This window comes from Nonomuraea sp. NPDC049129, from assembly GCF_040648495.1.
GTDB lineage: Bacteria > Actinomycetota > Actinomycetes > Streptosporangiales > Streptosporangiaceae > Nonomuraea.
Map to the genome: position 1 here is coordinate 68,201 of NZ_JBEZDU010000008.1, position 16,159 is coordinate 84,359.

A 16,159-nucleotide genomic window follows, 5' to 3' on the forward strand; every position below is an offset into this window, starting at 1 on the left:
GCCGGCGTCACCTCCCTGAGCGGCTGACGGAGCGCAGCCACAGCAGCGCGGCCAGCGAGATCACCAGGAGCCCCGCCCACTCCAGGATCGTGTAGACGTGCACCTGCGCCTCGGTGACGCCGGGCACCCTGCCGATGCGCAGCAACTGGAATTGCCACACCTGCCCGGTCAGCACCAGCGTGATCGCGATGGCGATGGCGTTCATCGAGTCCCACAACGCGTGGAGCAGCGAGACCCCGAGATAGGCCAGCACCACCCGCCCCTTGAGCCGGCCCCCGGCGGAGAAGAGCACCCCGCCCACGATGGCCGTCCACAGGCCGTGGCCGACGGGCGACAGGACCCCGCGTAGCACCTCGGTCTCGACGAGCTGCGACAGCGACAGCCCGGCCGAGGTGAAGAGCGAGTTGAAGGCGTACCCGGCGCTCTCCAGCGCGGCGAAGCCGAAGCCCACGGTCGCGCCGAGCACCAGGCCGTCCTTGGTCGTCCGGCGGATCAGCCGCCGCGAGACGAACATCAGGGCCGCCAGCTTGACGCCCTCCTCGATCAGGCCGACCACCACGTACATCAGGAGCGAGGGCTGGACCAGCCAGCTCTCCAGCAGGGACGCGCCGAGCACACCTAGCGCGCCGCCGATCACGAACGCGCCGAACATCGTCTCGACCGTCACCTCGGGCGACCGCGCGCGCCCGTAGGCCCAGGTCACGAACGTGACCGGGACCAGGAAGCTGCCGAACAGCACCACCATCGGCACGAGGTTGGAGTTGGCGGTCCACGCGGTGACGATCACACTCGCCACCCAGAGCACGAGGCCGATCAGGAAGACGCGTAGCCATGGCCTCATGTCGGCAGTTCGCTGATGGCCCGATGGGCGGCGGTGATGGCCGCGTCGGCGCGGGAGGCCGGTACCGAGTCGCAGTTGGCGATCGCGATCCTGCCGAACCGCCGGCGCGCGAGATCGGCGGGGAACGGCCCGTCCGGATAGAAGGAGTTCCACGGGCGGCAGTACTCCGGGGCGTACCCGTGGCCCCAGCGGTTGACCGTGATCGCCTCTATGTCCGCGGCCGGGTCGAAGCCGCCGGGGCCGAGCAGCCGGGCGAGCTGGTCGCGGATGGTGTACTCCAGGCGGCTGTAGGGCGTGTTGAGCAGCTCGTTCCGGCCCGTGGCGGCGCCCGCGGCCGGACCCAGCTCCGAGCGGCACGTGGCGGCCAGCATGCGTACGTTGATCGGGTTGCCGGGCTTCGTCGGGCAGTCGTAGCCGGGCATGGTGACCGGGTGGTCGAGCTCCGACAGGCACCAGTAGGCGCCCGTCCAGCGGGTGCGGTCGATGCCTAGACGCTGCCACGCCTCCCAGTCGCGCAGTTGCACCATGGCGTCCACCACCGGCATCTTGACCGCGTCGCGCAGCGCCTGCTTCTGGTCCTCGGGCAGGTCGGGGACGAGGTAGGGGATGACCATGTTCCAGCAGGCCAGGACGACCGCGCCGGCGCGGACCGTACGCACCCGGTGGCCGTCGAAGTAGCCGACGGTCGCGGTGCCCGCCGTGTCGGCCGGGCCGTCGTTGCGCGCGCTGACGGCCGTGCTCGACAGCCGGAAGCGGACCCGGTTCGCGGGCAGGTCGAGCCGGCCGTAGTCGAAGGAGGCGGTGGTGATGCCGTCCATGGAGGTGGAATCGGTGAAGCCGGGGATCATCCGGCCGACCATCATACGGACCAGCGCCTGGTTGCCCTCGGGGAAGTGGTAGATGTTCGGGTCGGCCGCCTTCCACTCCTTCTTCATACTCGGCGAGCTGAACCGGGAGGGCTTGCCGCCGTCCAGCCCCAGACCGCCGAAACCCGGGTAGTCGCTGCCCCAGGCGTCGATCGCGCCGAACGTCTGCGTGCCGTACCCCCACATGACGCTCGGCATGGTCCGGCAGAACAGCTCGACGTCGGGGTGCACCTGGCAGACCTTCAGCAGGAAGTCCGAGTAGGTCAGCGCCGCCAGCCGCTCCTCCTTCCGCTCCTGCGACAGGCCGGGGAACCAGTCGCGCGGCTTGTCGTACAGCATGACGAGGTCCTTCTTGGCCTGCTCGGCGATCGGCAGCCCCTTGACCCACTCTTCGGTCCGCGTCTTCGGGGTGATGCGGACGAGGGCGTCGGTCCGGAAGGTCTCCCGGTCGCACATCACGCTGCGATGCATCCCGAGGTCGCCGTAGAGGCGTTGGTCGAAGTACCGGTCGAACCTCTTCAGCTCGATGCCGAGCCGGTGGAGCAGCTCCTTGCCCTCGGGCGTCCACACCGAGGGCGTCCGGAGCGACCGTGAGCCGCCGCAGCCGACCAGCACCCCGCTGCGGCCGGCCGGGTGGAACTCGTTGCGCCGCGCGTGCCCGCCGATCTCGTCGTGGTTGTCCAGGATGAGGATGCGGGCTCCGGGGTTCTGGCGGTGCCACTCGAAGGCCGCGCTCACCCCGCTGATGCCCCCGCCGACCACCACCAGGTCGTAGTGCTCCCCGGTGGGCACGGGCGTGCCCGCGTACTGCCAGAAGCGGCCGTCGCGGAGCGCGTGGGCGACGCTGAGCGACTCCGGGGTGCCGCCCCGCAGTCCGGTCAGGCTCGGCGGAGAGACCTCGGCCCGGGGAACGCCCGGCGGGAAGGTCTCGCCCGACTCCGGCGGGCCCGGCCGCGACGTACAGCCCGCCGACACTCCCAGAGCCAGCGTGCCCACCGCCATGGCGACGCCGTCCAAGAAGTCGCGGCGCGAAATGGGCCGGTCCATCCCGAGGTCGCGCGCCGAGCGCGCGTTCATGTCGCTCATGCGCCGATCCTCAGGACTCCGGGTAAAAGCCGCGTCCTGCCGCGCAGTGCTTCGAGAAACATTTTGCGTGACCTATTACCGCGAATGCCCGTTTGGAGTAGCGTCCGAAATATCACGACGGGGGGAGTCCGGGTGGTCGGCAAGCAGGGCAGGGTCACAGGCAAGATCGGCCCTGGCCTCGTCGGCGAGGTCATGGTCCCGGTCAGAGGTGGCGTGGAGGCTTTCTACGCTCATCCGACCGTGCCTGACGAGGAGTTCTCCGTCGGAACGATCGTGATCGTGGTGGACTACTTCCCACCGCGCACGGTTTATGTGGCCAGAGCACTCGTCTAGGGAGGCCCCCGATGTCCCCCGAGCTCCTTCTTCTCGGCGGCGGCATCCTCGTCGCCGTCATCGTGCTGATCCTGCTCTTCAAGGCCGTCTGGCGGGTCGCCGAGCCCAACGAGGCCCTGATCATCTCGGGTCTCGGCGCGCGCCGGCGCAGCGAGGGCCCGGACAGCCTCGGCTTCAAGATAATCACCGGCAAGGGTACGGCGGTGCTGCCCGGCTTCCAGACGTCCAGGAGGCTGCGCCTGGACACCAGGGCCGCCAACCTCCAGGTCTCCTGCGTCACCCAACAGGGCATCCCTGTGCACATCCGCGGCGTGGTGATCTACAAGGTGGGCGACGACCTGTCCTCGATCGCCAACGCCGCCCGGCGCTTCCTCGACCAGCAGGACTTCATGACCGGCGCGATCCACGAGCTGTTCACCGGACACCTGCGCTCGATCATCGGCAACCTCACGGTCGAGGACCTGATCCTCAACCGCGAGCGGCTGACCAGCGAGACCAGGGCGTCGGCCGCCGACGAGATGAGCAAGTTGGGGCTGATCGTCGACTCGCTGCAGATCCAGGAGATCGACGACGAGACCGGCTACATCGTCAACCTCGGCAAGCCGCACGCCGCCAAGGTCGCCTCCGTGGCCCGCATCGCCGAGGCGCAGCGCGACCAGGAGGCCACCGAGGCCGAGCAGGCCGCCGCCGCCCGCAAGGCGGCCGCCGTACGCGAATCCAAGATCAAGCAGGCCGGTTACCAGGCGGAGATGGACCAGGCGGCGGCCAGGGCCCGGCAGGCGGGGCCGCTGTCGGAGGCGACGGCCAGGCAGGAGGTCGTCGTCCAGGAGACCAGGGCCGCCGAGCTGGAGGCGCAGCTGTCGGAGCAGCGGCTGCAGTCGCAGGTCCGCAAGCCCGCAGACGCCAAGGCGTACGAGACCGTCACGCTCTCCCAGGCCGAGCGGGACGCCCGCATCGCCCAGGCCGAGGCGGAGGCGCGCGAGACCGAGTTGCGCGCCGTCGCGCAGGCCTCCCAGGTCAAGCAGGCCGCCGCGGCCGAAGCCGAGTCCGTACGGCTGCGCGGCGAGGCGGCGGGCGCGGCCACCAAGGTCGCGGGAGAGGCCGAGGCCCAGGCCGCCAAGGCACGCGGGCTGGCCCACGCCGAGGCGGCCAAGGCGCTCGGGCTCGCCGAGGCGGCGGCCGCCCAGGCCAAGGGCCTGGCCGAGGCGCAGGCGATCAGCGCGCGGGCGCAGGCGCTGAAGGACAACCAGGAGGCGGTCATCGCCCAGCAGCTGGCCGAGCGCTGGCCCGAGGTGGTCGAGGCGGGTGCCAAGGCGTTCGGCAACGTCGAGCACATGGTGGTGCTCAACGGCGCCCAGGGTGTGGAGGAGATGCTGGCCAAGGCGCTCACCCTCGGCGGCACCGGCCTCGGCCTGGCCAGGGCGCTGCTCAACGGCGCGACCCCGAACGGCTCCGAACCGGAGTCCTCCGGCAAAGCGCAATAGACCGGCCCGCCGTCACGAACAGCTGAGCCGGGAAGTCCCTACATCATCCAGGGGGTAGCCATGGACTTAGTTCTCACCGGCGTCATCGTGGCTCTGGCACTTGTCGCGATCGTCGCCTTCAAGCTGATCTGGCGCGTCGCCGAGCCCAACGAGGCGATCATCATCTCCGGCCTGGGCGCGCGGGGCAGGGAGACGCTCGGCTTCAAGATCGTCACGGGGAAGGGCGCGCTGGTCGTGCCGGGGTTCCAGACTGCGCGCCGCATCTCACTCGACAGCCGGGTCTCGCCGCTCGAAGTCAACTGCGTGACCAAGCAGGGCATCCCCGTACACGTACGCGGGGTGGTCATCTACAAGGTGGGCGACGACTTCGCCTCCGTCGCCAACGCGGCGCGGCGCTTCCTCGACCAGCAGAAGACCGTGGACGACAAGACGCACCAGCTCTTCTCCGGGCACCTGCGCTCGATCATCGGCAACCTCACCGTCGAGGACCTGATCATCAACCGCGACGCGCTCACCAACGAGATCCGCACCTCCTCTTCCGACGAGATGAGCAAGCTCGGCCTGATCGTCGACTCGCTGCAGATCCAGGAGATCGAGGACGCCACCGGCTACATCGTCAACCTCGGCCGCCCGCACGCCGCCGCCGTGTCGGCGCTGGCCAGGACCGCCGAGGCGCAGCGCGACCAGGAGGCCAACAGCGCCGAGCAGGAGGCGCAGATCAAGAAGTCCGCCGCGATCCGCGAGGCCCGCATCCAGCAGGCCGGCTACCAGGCGGAGATGGACCGGGCCGCGGCCAAGGCGAAGCAGGCCGGGCCGCTCGCCGAGGCGACCGCGCGCCAGGAGGTCGTGGTCCAGCAGACGACGGCCGCCGAGCTGGAGGCGGTGCTGGCCGAGAAGCGGCTGGAGGGAGAGGTACGCAGGCCGGCCGACGCGCGGGCCTACGAGCAGGTCACCATCGCCGAGGCGGAGCGGCGGGCCGCCGTGGCGCGGGCTCAGGCCGAGGCGGAGGGCATCCGGCTGCTCGGGGAGGCCGAGGCCGAGGCGACCAGGCTGCGCGGCATGGCCGAGGCGGACGCGGCGCGGGCCAAGGGCCTGGCGCAGGCCGACGCCATCAAGGCCCGCGCCGACGCGCTGGCGTCCAACCAGGAGGCGGTCGTCGCCCAGCAGCTGGCCGAGCGCTGGCCCGAGGTGGTCGAGGCGGGCGCCAAGGCGTTCGGCAACGTCGAGCACATGGTGGTGCTCAACGGCGCACAGGGTGTGGAGGAGATGCTGGCCAAGGCGCTCACGCTCGGCGGCGCCGGTCTGGGCCTGGCCAGGACGCTGCTCAACCGGCCCGCGTCGGAGGCGCCCGTCGTCCCCGTCCCCACTCCCAATGGAGCAAACTCCGAGGTCGTTCGCGAATCACCTGAATTACGCGAATAGCGCCGTTGCTCGGCTCGTTACTCCGCGCTTCCTCTAGCGTTTTATTGTAAGTCGCTTTAGGGGAGTGGAGAATTCATGCTTAAGGCTCTTTCTCTCATTTGTCTGAGCATGATGGCCATATCGGGATGTGCCGCCGACGAGGTCGTGGGCGCGCCCCTGCCGGACGTGCCCCCGGCCGCCGACCCGTCCGGCACCACGCCCGCCGACCCGTCCGCCACCCCGTCCCCGTCCCGGTCCGCGCCCGGAGCGGCCAGGCTCCGGGCCGGCCTGCTGCCCACCCCCAAGGGCATGAGCCTGGCCTACGGGCCGGAGGCCGGGGCGTTCGGCTCACTCAAGTCCACCAGGCAGGGTCTTTCCGCCGTGCGCCAGGCCAAGCTCGACCGGCCCGAGTGCGGCGGGGCCGGTCAGCTGGACCTGACCAAGCCCGAGGTCGCGGAGGCGCCCGCCGCCGTGGTCGCCTTCTCCTCCGGCAGCGACTCGATCACCCAGGCGCTGGTGTCCATGCCCGCCTCCGCCTTTCCCGCGCCGCTGCCCGCGCAGTGCGCCTCCTACGGGGCCGACGTGCACGGAACGCGGGTGACCTACCGTACGCGCGACCTGGGCATGCCCACGCGGGGCGAGGAGTCCCGGGCCTACCTGACCACCGCGTCGGGCGGCCACGGCGACGCGCAGATCGGCTCGGTGGTCATCCGGCGCGGCAAGGTCATCATGAGCATGCTCGTCGTCGGCCGGAAGGTGGCGCCCGCCGACCTGTTCGAGCTCGCCGGCCTGGCCGACCAGAATCTGGCCCGCATCACCAGATAAAACTAAACAAGCACGTGATCGTCCGGTCGGCCGACAAAAGAGAATTGGGCGTTCCTGGTCAGCTTGATGTGGTCGGCCTGCCAGGTGTGCATGGAGGCGTCGGCGCTGCGCCAATAGACGAAGTTGAACCGGTCCGCGGAGTAGATCTTGACCTTGTCCTCTTTCAGCCTGCGGACCAGGTGCGTGTCCTCGCCCCGGGTGATGTCCGCGAAGCCGTACGACCGGAACATGTCCGCCTTGCCGAGGAACGTCCCGCCCTGCACGAGGAACGAGTACCGGTGCTCCAGCCCCGGCAGCCGCAGCATGGTGGTGTTGAGGCCCTCGAAGTAGGAGTAGTGGGCGCCCTTGCCGACCAGCTCCGCGTCGGTGTAGTCGAAGGCCCTGACCAGGTCCGACAGGTAGTGCTCGCCGTACAGGTTGTCGTCGTCCATCTTGGCGATCAGGTCGCCTTCGGCGGCGGCGATGCCCAGGTTCATGCAGGCGCCCAGCGACAGCTCGGCCGAGGCGGGCAGGACGACGACGTCGGAGATGCCCGCCATGCGGGCCTTGTCGGCCACCACCACCGGGTCGATGTCCAGGCCGTGCAGGACCATGACGAGCTGCAGCGGTCGGTGGATCTGCTTGGCCACCGAGGAGATCGCGTGCTCGATCTGCGCGGCCCGGTTGGTCGGCAGCACCACGGAGATCGACCGGGCCCCGGTGGTGACGGGCCGCCCCAGGAACCGGAGTATCTGGTCCACCCGGTGCGTGAACAGGTGCTTGTCGAACACCTCGCGCATCGCCAGGTGCCCCATGCGGGCCCGCAGCTCCGGGCTGTTGATCAGGTGCAGCACCTGGTTGTACGACTCGACCGGCTCGCGGGCGATCGGCAGCAGGTCGCCGAACGTCTCCTCGATCGCCCTGGACCACCCGGAGACGACCGGCGTGGAGCAGGCCGACAGCTCGAACACGCGGCGCGCGCACATCGTGGGCGAGTCGAGCACCGAGTTGACGTTGAGGAAGACCTTGTACATCCGGTAGGCCGCGAGCATCTGGTCGTAGGGGAGCTCGCCCACGATGTGCGGGCGATACTTCTCCGGCCAGGCGTACTTCTCGTCGACCTCGCCGTTGCGGGCGAAGATGTGCAGGCCCAGCTCGCGGATCGGGTCGATGACCGTCTCCATCTGCTCGCGGCGCTCGGGATGCTTGTCGCGGAAGTACATGCCGGCGAAGACGACGTCGTGCAGGCGGCCCTGCTTCTGCTGGATCGGGTTGTGCACGCGGGGCTGGGCGGCGAACTGGAGTACGTCCACCCGATCGTGGCCCAAAGTTTCACGATATTTCGGGACCATGTCACCGTCGCAGGTGAACACGTAGTCGAACAGCTTGGCCGTGTCGATGAAGAACTCGAAGTTCGGCGGGTCCTCCTTGTTCCAGAAGACCGTCGGGATCCCCTCGGCGCGGCACCACGCCACGAGGTCGCGCAGCGGGTCCTTGGGGGCGTTCGTCCCGGTCATCTGGTAGCGCCAGCGGCCCTGGTTCCCGTGCCAGGCCGACTCGCAGAACAGCAGGTCAGGCCGCTTCTCGGCGAAGATCTCCGGCCAGTCCTTGAGCCCGAACTCGATCTGGTCCCACTCGTACCTGAACGCCAGCCGCGAGAAGTCGTCCAGGATGACGGCGACCTTGAGGTCCGGCCGGTTCACCGGCCCGGCCGGCCACTTCACGGTCGGCACCTCGACCAGCGGCGGCCGGTGGTTGGCCGCCGCGACGGCCAAGGTGACCGGGATCGGGGCCTTGGGCGCCCGGTCCTTGGACCTGACCGCCTCCAGCACCTTGCCCGGGCTCTTCGACCCCAGCGCCTCACCCAGCTTGAACGTCCGCTTGGCCTGGGTGGCCTCCAGCTTCCACGTGGCATAGGCGGCCTTGGCCTCGGCTATCTCCAGCCGCCGGCGCAGCTCCCTGATGTCCGCCTCATAGCGCTCGACGAGCTTGCGCTCCTCGGGCAGCCAGTTCACGGGGCCGAGTCGCTGGTACGTGGGCTCTTCAGGGGTTTCGGCCATGGGGATGCACGCCTTATCACTTAGCGGAGGTATGTCATGGTACGGCGGGGACCGTACGGAATGAGGGGGTTATTCGGAACGCGCGCCCTGTGCGGCGGGCGAGAGGTTGTCCCCCTTGAGCCAGGCCGAGATGACCCGGGCGATCCGCGGCCCGGCGGCGCCGTCCCACAGCGGCGGCAGCTCACCCGACGGCGTCGTGGCCCCGTCGGCCAGCGCCTTCTCGGCCGCGGCCGGCAGCAGGGCCGGGGTGACCAGCCGGTTGGTCCCATGCGTGATCGTGATCGGCCGCTCGGTGTTGGGCCGGACCGTCAGGCACGGCACGCCCAGCATCGTCGTCTCCTCCTGCACGCCGCCCGAGTCGGTGACCACCAGCGCGGCGCCCCGGACGAGTGAGAGGAAGTCCACATAGCCCAGCGGCTCGATCACCTTGACCGAGGGACCGTCGACCAGGCCCGCCTCGGCCAGCCGGGTACGCCCCCTGGGGTGGATCGGCACCACGATCGGGATCTGGCGGGCGACGTCCAGCACGGCCGAGACCAGCTCCTTGGCCGCCTCGGGGGTGTCGACGTTCGCCGGGCGGTGCAGGGTCGCCACGGCATAACGAGCCGGTATGTCCAGCCGGGCCACCACGGGCGCCGGGTCCAGCGCCGGCAGCGCGGAGAAGAGGCTGTCGATCATGGGGTTGCCCACCAGGTGCACCTTGGCGGCGGGCACGCCCTCGGCCGCCAGGTGCGAGAGCGCGTCGGGCGAGGTGGCGAAGAGCAGGTCCGACAGGGAGTCGGTGACGATCCTGTTGACCTCCTCCGGCATGCCCCGGTCGAACGAGCGCAGGCCCGCCTCGACGTGCGCGGTGCGTACGCCCAGCTTGGCGCAGACCAGGATCGCGGCCAGCGTCGAGTTCACGTCGCCGTAGACCACCACCAGGTCGGGGTCGTGCTCGAGAACGACCTCCTCCAGGCCGACGAGCAGCGCCGCGGTCTGCTTCGCGTGACTGCCCGAACCGACGCCCAGATTGGCCACCGGCTCCGGCAGTCCGAGGTCGGCGAAGAACACGTCGGACATCAGCGCGTCATAGTGCTGACCGGTGTGGATGATGCCCTGCCGCACGCCGAGTTCACCGAGTGCCCGCACCACCGGGGCCGCTTTCACGAAGTTGGGACGGGCGCCCAGAACGTGCAGGACCAGGGGGTTCTCCCTCATTGACCTCGCCTTTCATAGCGGAAGGGAAAAAACGCTGCCTATGGTACGGTCACCGCGTGGCATCCGACGCCAGTCGTGAAGACTCCCCAAGACCAAACGGCAAGGTTTCCGCCAAGTCCGCTAGAGCCGGTGTCGGCGGCCTTATCAGGGGCTTCGTGCAGCACCCGATCATCGTCTCCCGCGTCGTCATGACGAAGGTGAAGGCCGACCCGGTGCGCGTGGCCCAGGCGGCGGCCGAGTCGCTCCCGCCCGCCCTCCGTCCCGTCGTGGGCAAGGTCGCCTGGCCGGCCGCCCGCCGGGCCAGGCGCGCGGTCCGCAAGTTCAGCATGCGGGTGCTCAAGGGGCCGTGGAACGAGGCCAAGGAGCACTGGGACCAGGGCCGGGTCAGCCAGGCCGCGGCGGTGCTCGAAGAACACACCAAATACCCCTTCGTCAAGCGCAGGGCCGCCTACTACCGGGGTGAGCTGGCCGCGATCAGCCCCGACCCGATCCCGCCGCAGCCCAAGGTGGCCGTCGTGGACCGGGTGGCCGGGCGGGTCCTGCACTGCGTGACCAACGCCCTGCCGTACACGCAGGCCGGCTACACGGTCCGTACGCACCGCATCGTCATGGCGCAGCAGGCCAAGGGCCTGGATCCGCACGTGGTCACCAGCTGGGGCTGGCCGATGCTGCAGGGGCACGCCGACGCGCCGCCGTTCGAGGAGCTCGACGGGATCCCCTACTACCGGCTGCTGCCCGACGGGCACGGCGAGATGCCGTTCGAGACCCGCGGGCGGATCATCAAGGGCGCCGAGGGGGTCACCAAGCTCGTCGCGGAGCTGCGGCCCCAGGTGCTGCACGCCGCCACCGACCACCGCAACGGCTCCATCGCGCACGCCGTACGCGAGCGGACCGGCACGCCGTTCGTCTACGAGGTCCGCGGCTTCCTGGAGGAGACCTGGGCCTCCCGCGACCCCGGCCGGATCGGCAGCGAGCGCCACGTGCTCCAGCGCGAGCGCGAGGCGTTCCTGATGCGCGAGGCCGACGCGGTCGTCACGCTGGCCGAGACGATGGCCACGGAGATCGTCGAGCGGGGCGTGCCCAGGGAGCGGATCTTCCTGGCGCCCAACGCGGTCGACGACTCGCTGCTCACGGCCTCCTACGACGGTGAGGCGTTCAGAGCGAGCATGGGCATCGCGAAGGACGAGATCGTCGTCGGGTCGGTGTCCAGCATCGTGGGCTACGAGGGGTTCGCGACGCTGCTGCGGGCCGCGGCGCTGCTGCGCGACGAGGGCACGCCGGTGCGGGTGCTCATCGTGGGCGACGGCACCGAGCGCGAGAACCTGCTGGAGCTGGTCGGCGAGCTGGGGCTGATGAGCGCGCTCCTGCCGGGCCGTGTGGGTCCGGACGAGGCGCTGCAGGCCCAGGCGGCCATCGACATCTTCTCCTGTCCCCGCGAGGACCTGCGGGTGACCCGGCTCGTGACGCCGCTGAAGCCCGTCGAGGCGATGGCGCTCGGCAAGCCGGTCGTGCTCAGCGACCTGCCCGCGCTGTCGGAGCTGGTCGGATCCGACGGCGCCGGGCTGCTGGTGCCGCCGGGCGATCCGGAGGCGCTGGCCAAGGCGCTCGCCGCGCTCAGGGAGGACCCTGCCAGGCGCGCGGCGATGGGTGAGGCGGGCCGGGCAGAGGTGGCCGCCAAGCGCACTTGGGGCCGAGTTGCCGAAACTTACCGGTCTCTCTACCGCTCCATTACCGAACGATGACCTTCAGATTGGCTGTCTGTTGTGACGGGTTCGGTCGCATTAGGCGTGAGCTAGGTGGACTTGAGATAGCCTTTGCGACCATGAAGTGTTGTTTCCGGCTCTCTAAGGCACTGCTGTGACAGAAATCGACTTGGCGGTCATCGGCCTGGGCTACGTCGGCATGCCGCTCGCCAAGGAGGCGGTCGCGGCCGGTCTGCGGGTCGTCGGCGTGGACGTCGACCCCCGCAAGGTCGACGCGCTCAACGCCGGTCAGTCCTACATCGATGACCTGACCGATGCCGATCTCGAGCACATGCTGACCAACGGGTTCAGCGCCACGCTCGATGAGTCCGTGCTGGCCAAGAGCAACACGATCGTCATCTGCGTGCCCACTCCGCTGGACGAGGACCACCGGCCGGACCTGTCCGCCGTCGAGGGCGCCACGGGGACGGTCGCGCGCAATCTGAGCAAGGGCACACTGGTCGTGCTCGAGTCCACGACGTGGCCGGGCACCACCGACGAGGTGGCCCGCCCGATTCTCGAGACCTCGGGCCTGGTCGCGGGGGAAGACTTCTTCCTGGCCTTCTCGCCGGAGCGGATCGACCCGGGCAACCCCAAGTTCGGGCTGCGGAACACGCCCAAGGTGGTCGGGGGCTACACGAGCACCTGCCGTGACCGCGCGACGGCGTTCTACGGCCAGTTCATCGAGCAGGTCGTGCCGGTCAGCGGCACGCGCGAGGCCGAGATGGCCAAACTGCTCGAGAACACCTACCGGCACGTCAACATCGCCCTCGTCAACGAGATGGCGATCTTCTGCGACGAGCTGGGGATCGACCTGTGGGAGTCGATCGAGGCCGCGGCCACCAAGCCGTTCGGCTTCCAGAAGTTCCTGCCCGGTCCCGGCGTCGGGGGGCACTGCATCCCCGTCGACCCGTCGTACCTGTCGTATACGGTGCGCAAGCTCGGCTACCCGTTCAGGTTCGTCGAGCTGGCTCAGGAGATCAACGAGCGGATGCCGTCCTATGTGGTGGCACGGGTACAGCGTCTGCTCAACAGGCATAAAAAGGCCGTAAATGGCGCCAAGGTGGTTATGCTCGGCGTGACCTACAAGCCGGACATCGCCGATGAACGGGAGACCCCGGCCCTGCCGGTGGCGCGTGCGCTGCTGGAACTGGGGGCCGAGCTCACGTTCGCGGACCCGCATGTCAAGGAGTGGTCGGTCGACGGCACCCCGGTGCCCCGTGAAGAGGACTTGGCCGAGGCCGTGGTCGGCGCCGACGTGACGCTGCTGCTGCAGCAGCACGCCGCGTTCGACCTCGACATGGTCGAGGCTAAGGCCAGGCTCGTGCTCGACACCCGCGGTGTTCTCACCGAGGGTGAACGCGTCGAGCGGCTGTAGCGACGGAGGGCTGCGCGCAGTGCACGTGCTCGTCATGACGGTGGTGCATAACCCCGAGGACGCGAGGATCCTGCATAGGCAGATCCGTGCCCTCGTGGATGCAGGTCATGAGGTCACGTATGCCGCCTCGTTCACCGCCCACGGGGTCGTGCCTCGTCCTTGGGTCAACGGCGTCGATCTGCCCAGGGCCGCGCAGCGTAAGCGCATGGCCGGGGTCTGGGCCGCCCGCAGGCTGTTCAAGCGCATGCGGCGCAAGGTCGACATCGTGCTGATCCACGATCCGGAGTTGCTGTTCGCGATCTGGGGCGTGCGCAACCGCCCGCCCGTGGTCTGGGACGTCCACGAGGACACCCCGGCGACGCTCTCCCTCAAGCCGTGGCTGCCGTCGCTGCTGCGGCCCCCGGTACGCTTCCTCGCCCGCATGCTGGAGGGCACCGCCGAGCGCCACCTGCACCTGCTGCTGGCCGAGACGGCCTACGCGGGCCGGTTCAAGCACGCCCACCTGATCGTGCCGAACGAGACCTGGGTCCCCGACTCGGTCACGCCGCCCGGCGACGACCGGGTGGTGTACCTGGGGTGGCTGTCCAGGGCCCGGGGCGTGATGGAGGCCGTCGAGGTGGCCCGGTTGCTCCAGCCGTACCGGGTGGCGGTGGAGCTGATCGGCTACGCCGACCCGTACAGCCGGCCGATGCTCAACCAGGCCGTCACGGAGGGCCTGCTGGAGTGGCGCGACTTCATGCCGAACGACGAGGCGCTGAAGCGGCTCGACGGCGCGCTGGCCGGGCTCTCGCTGCTGCACGACGAGCCGAACTACCGTCATTCGATGCCCACGAAGATCGTCGAGTACATGGCCCATGGCATCCCGGTCATCACGACGCCGTCTCCCCGCGCGGTCGAGCTGGTCGAGCGGTATGACAGCGGCGTGGTCGTCCCGTGGGAGGACCCGAAGGCCGTGGCCCAGGCCGTACTGACGCTGAGGGACGACGTACGGGAGCGGCGGGCGCAGGGCGCGCGCGGCTACGCGGCGGCCCGCGCGAACCACCACTGGCCCAACTCGGCCAAGAGGTTCGTGGCCCAGCTCGAATCGTGGGCAGGCGTCAAGAACTAGCGGCTTATCCTCGGCAGATCACTAGGGCGGTAGGTTCCTCAACGTGCGCTGGCTTCTCGTGCTTCTCGGCGCTGCGATCCTGGCCGCCGTCGCGGCCGTGATCGTCGTGCTGCCCAATGACGAACCTCCGAAGAAGACCAGCCAGCAGGCCAAGGCGACGCCGACCCGCACGGAGCCCACGCCTAAGGTGAGCGAGGTCACCGACCGGTGTGGAACGTTCGAGACCAAGGAGAAGGCTCCCTACGCCGTCACCGGCTACTGGATCACCCCCAAGTCCAACCCCTGCACCTGGCGCCACCAGATGGAGGACATCCACAACCTCGGCGGCGACACGGTCATCAGGATCGGCTATGGCCTGCAGTTTCGTACCCCCGACGACGAGGGCCGCGTGCAGACCAAGGACGGACAGCTCGACCCGCTCTACAAGGACTGCGTGGAAGACGGCCGGAGCTGCCGCGACGCGGCCGAGCTCGACCTTCAGAAGGCGAACCCGAAGAACCGGATCGCCCGCACATACGTCTACCGCACCGACGAGTCGTTCGGGCCCGGCCTGTTCCGCTGCCCCCAGATGGAACGCAAGATCACCGTGGGCAAGCGGGTGTACTTCCGCGTGCTCACCCCGATGGACGGCTCCGACGACGCCACCTGCGACTTCACCAAGCCCAAGCCGTACGACCTGATCCTCGTCGCCGGCTCGGACACCGACAGCCTGACGCAACTCCTCGACCTCGGTGAGCAGTTCGGTGTGCAGGTCTTCCCGGCGCTGCCGCTCGCGCCGCGCGACCCCGTGACCCCGACCAGGGCCAACAAAAAGCACATCGACACACTTCGGACGCTGACCCGCCGCATCCTGCAGGACTATGGTGCGCGCTTCGCCGGGCGCACCTCGCTCGGTGGCGTCTACCAGCCGTTCGAGGTGCAGATGGCCGACACGCTCGCCGGCAACCCCACCCTTGAGGTGTACGCCGAGCAGCACCAGATCGTGGAGCAGGAGCTGGGCAAGCCCATCCTCATCAGCCCCTACCTCGACGCCCGCAAGCGCGTCCCCTTCGGGCAGACGCCCAAACAGGTGGCCGCGGCGTTCGTGGCGCTGGCCAAGACCGGGGTGGGCATCATCGCGCCGCAGGACAGCCGCGGCACCGGCAAGGTGGGCCTGTTCTGGCCCGACCAGCGCGACACCGAGGTCGACGAGCGGCTGCGCTCCGTCGTGGGCGAGACCACGTACGGCACCGCCTACCACGGCTCGACGCGCGACTACTACCGCGAGATGTCCGCCGCCCGCGACCAGATGCTCCAGGCGGGCTTCGACGTGCAGCTCTGGGCGAACGTCGAGGCGTTCGAGCCCTCCGGTGATCGCCCGTGCGCCCCGCAGGGGACCCGCGGTCAGACCGACAAGAAACGCCTCGACCAGGCCGTCACCATGGCCGGCAGGTACGTTCAGAAAATTGTCTCCTACATGTGGAGCGACTTCCTGACCTGCGGCTCCCCTTCGCTGGAAACGCAGATCAGCCAGGACTGGCAGCGCCCGATCGCGGTGGACGCCATCCGGCGCTCCCGCGACATCCAGGACGGGGTGGAGGTGCGCGGGTACAACCTCAAGGACGGCACGGTCACCCTCCAGTACGGGGACGAGCTGAAGGAACTGGTGATCTCCGCCGTGGGCTGGCTCGACGAGGACCCGCTGGAGGATCTGCCGGAGGGCATGCAGACGGCGTGGGTGCCGTTCGACTGGGCCCAGGTGCCGCCGGACGAATGGGTCAAGGTCGGCGTGAAACTCCCCACGGGGAAGGCCACCACGGAGCCGCTCCACGTCCGCATCGCGGCGTGAGCGCGCCCGCCGCTGAGGGCGACCTGGG

12 protein-coding genes are annotated in these 16,159 nt (G+C 69.5%); 8 read left to right on the forward strand and 4 right to left on the reverse strand.

What is annotated here, in order from left to right:
* Positions 1-7 precede the first annotated feature (7 nt).
* Both AB0B64_RS25900 and AB0B64_RS25905 read right to left on the reverse strand, forming a co-directional pair.
* A complete protein-coding gene (locus AB0B64_RS25900) occupies positions 8-841 on the reverse strand; it encodes a PrsW family glutamic-type intramembrane protease (protein WP_357957542.1) in 834 nt (277 codons plus the stop codon).
* Positions 838-2,793, reverse strand: a complete 1,956-nt coding sequence (locus tag AB0B64_RS25905; protein WP_357957541.1) for an NAD(P)-binding protein — start codon at positions 2,791-2,793, stop codon at positions 838-840. Before AB0B64_RS25905 ends, AB0B64_RS25900 begins: the two co-directional genes overlap by 4 nt.
* A 132-nt stretch (positions 2,794-2,925) precedes the next feature.
* On the opposite strand from AB0B64_RS25905, the gene AB0B64_RS25910 reads away from it, so the two are divergent.
* The 4 genes from AB0B64_RS25910 (at position 2,926) to AB0B64_RS25925 (ending at position 6,836) form a co-directional block, all read left to right on the forward strand.
* A complete protein-coding gene (locus AB0B64_RS25910) occupies positions 2,926-3,126 on the forward strand; it encodes a hypothetical protein (protein ID WP_225300038.1) in 201 nt (66 codons plus the stop codon).
* Between the two features lie 11 nt (positions 3,127-3,137).
* A complete protein-coding gene (locus tag AB0B64_RS25915) occupies positions 3,138-4,610 on the forward strand; it encodes an SPFH domain-containing protein (protein ID WP_357957539.1) in 1,473 nt (490 codons plus the stop codon).
* Between the two features lie 60 nt (positions 4,611-4,670).
* Positions 4,671-6,032: an SPFH domain-containing protein gene (locus AB0B64_RS25920; protein ID WP_358180169.1), complete on the forward strand. Its 1,362-nt coding sequence runs from the start codon at positions 4,671-4,673 to the stop codon at positions 6,030-6,032.
* Positions 6,033-6,140: 108 nt separating this feature from the next.
* Positions 6,141-6,836 carry a hypothetical protein gene (locus tag AB0B64_RS25925; RefSeq protein ID WP_357957535.1) on the forward strand — a complete coding sequence of 232 codons (696 nt, stop codon included), beginning with the start codon at positions 6,141-6,143 and terminating at the stop codon, positions 6,834-6,836.
* 2 nt (positions 6,837-6,838) lie between these two features.
* On the opposite strand, the gene AB0B64_RS25930 is transcribed toward AB0B64_RS25925, so the two are convergent.
* Both AB0B64_RS25930 and wecB read right to left on the reverse strand, forming a co-directional pair.
* Positions 6,839-8,875, reverse strand: coding sequence for a glycosyltransferase (locus AB0B64_RS25930; protein WP_357957533.1), 2,037 nt, complete (start codon positions 8,873-8,875; stop codon positions 6,839-6,841).
* A gap of 69 nt (positions 8,876-8,944) precedes the next feature.
* Positions 8,945-10,075, reverse strand: a complete 1,131-nt coding sequence (gene wecB / locus AB0B64_RS25935) for a UDP-N-acetylglucosamine 2-epimerase (non-hydrolyzing) (protein ID WP_357957531.1) — start codon at positions 10,073-10,075, stop codon at positions 8,945-8,947.
* 155 nt (positions 10,076-10,230) lie between these two features.
* Here wecB and AB0B64_RS25940 point away from each other — a divergent pair, with 155 nt between their 5' ends.
* From AB0B64_RS25940 to AB0B64_RS25955, 4 genes are all read left to right on the forward strand, one after another.
* Positions 10,231-11,817, forward strand: a complete 1,587-nt coding sequence (locus AB0B64_RS25940) for a glycosyltransferase (RefSeq protein ID WP_357957529.1) — start codon at positions 10,231-10,233, stop codon at positions 11,815-11,817.
* A 115-nt stretch (positions 11,818-11,932) separates the two neighbouring features.
* Complete coding sequence (locus tag AB0B64_RS25945; RefSeq protein ID WP_357957527.1) at positions 11,933-13,195, forward strand: nucleotide sugar dehydrogenase; 1,263 nt, start codon at positions 11,933-11,935, stop codon at positions 13,193-13,195.
* A 19-nt stretch (positions 13,196-13,214) separates the two neighbouring features.
* Positions 13,215-14,303, forward strand: coding sequence for a glycosyltransferase (locus tag AB0B64_RS25950; protein ID WP_357957525.1), 1,089 nt, complete (start codon positions 13,215-13,217; stop codon positions 14,301-14,303).
* Positions 14,304-14,346: 43 nt separating this feature from the next.
* Positions 14,347-16,131: a DUF4434 domain-containing protein gene (locus AB0B64_RS25955; RefSeq protein WP_357957522.1), complete on the forward strand. Its 1,785-nt coding sequence runs from the start codon at positions 14,347-14,349 to the stop codon at positions 16,129-16,131.
* Positions 16,132-16,159: the final 28 nt, after the last annotated feature.

What these genes read in the sequence shown, in the direction of transcription:
- AB0B64_RS25925 (WP_357957535.1), top strand. Translation starts at nt 6,141, where the DNA reads ATGATGGCCATATCGGGATGTGCCGCCGACGAGGTCGTGGGCGCGCCC.
- AB0B64_RS25930 (WP_357957533.1), bottom strand. Translation starts at nt 8,875, where the DNA reads ATGGCCGAAACCCCTGAAGAGCCCACGTACCAGCGACTCGGCCCCGTG.
- AB0B64_RS25900 (WP_357957542.1), bottom strand. Translation starts at nt 841, where the DNA reads ATGAGGCCATGGCTACGCGTCTTCCTGATCGGCCTCGTGCTCTGGGTG.
- AB0B64_RS25905 (WP_357957541.1), bottom strand. Translation starts at nt 2,793, where the DNA reads ATGAGCGACATGAACGCGCGCTCGGCGCGCGACCTCGGGATGGACCGG.
- AB0B64_RS25915 (WP_357957539.1), top strand. Translation starts at nt 3,138, where the DNA reads ATGTCCCCCGAGCTCCTTCTTCTCGGCGGCGGCATCCTCGTCGCCGTC.
- wecB (WP_357957531.1), bottom strand. Translation starts at nt 10,075, where the DNA reads ATGAGGGAGAACCCCCTGGTCCTGCACGTTCTGGGCGCCCGTCCCAAC.
- AB0B64_RS25920 (WP_358180169.1), top strand. Translation starts at nt 4,671, where the DNA reads ATGGACTTAGTTCTCACCGGCGTCATCGTGGCTCTGGCACTTGTCGCG.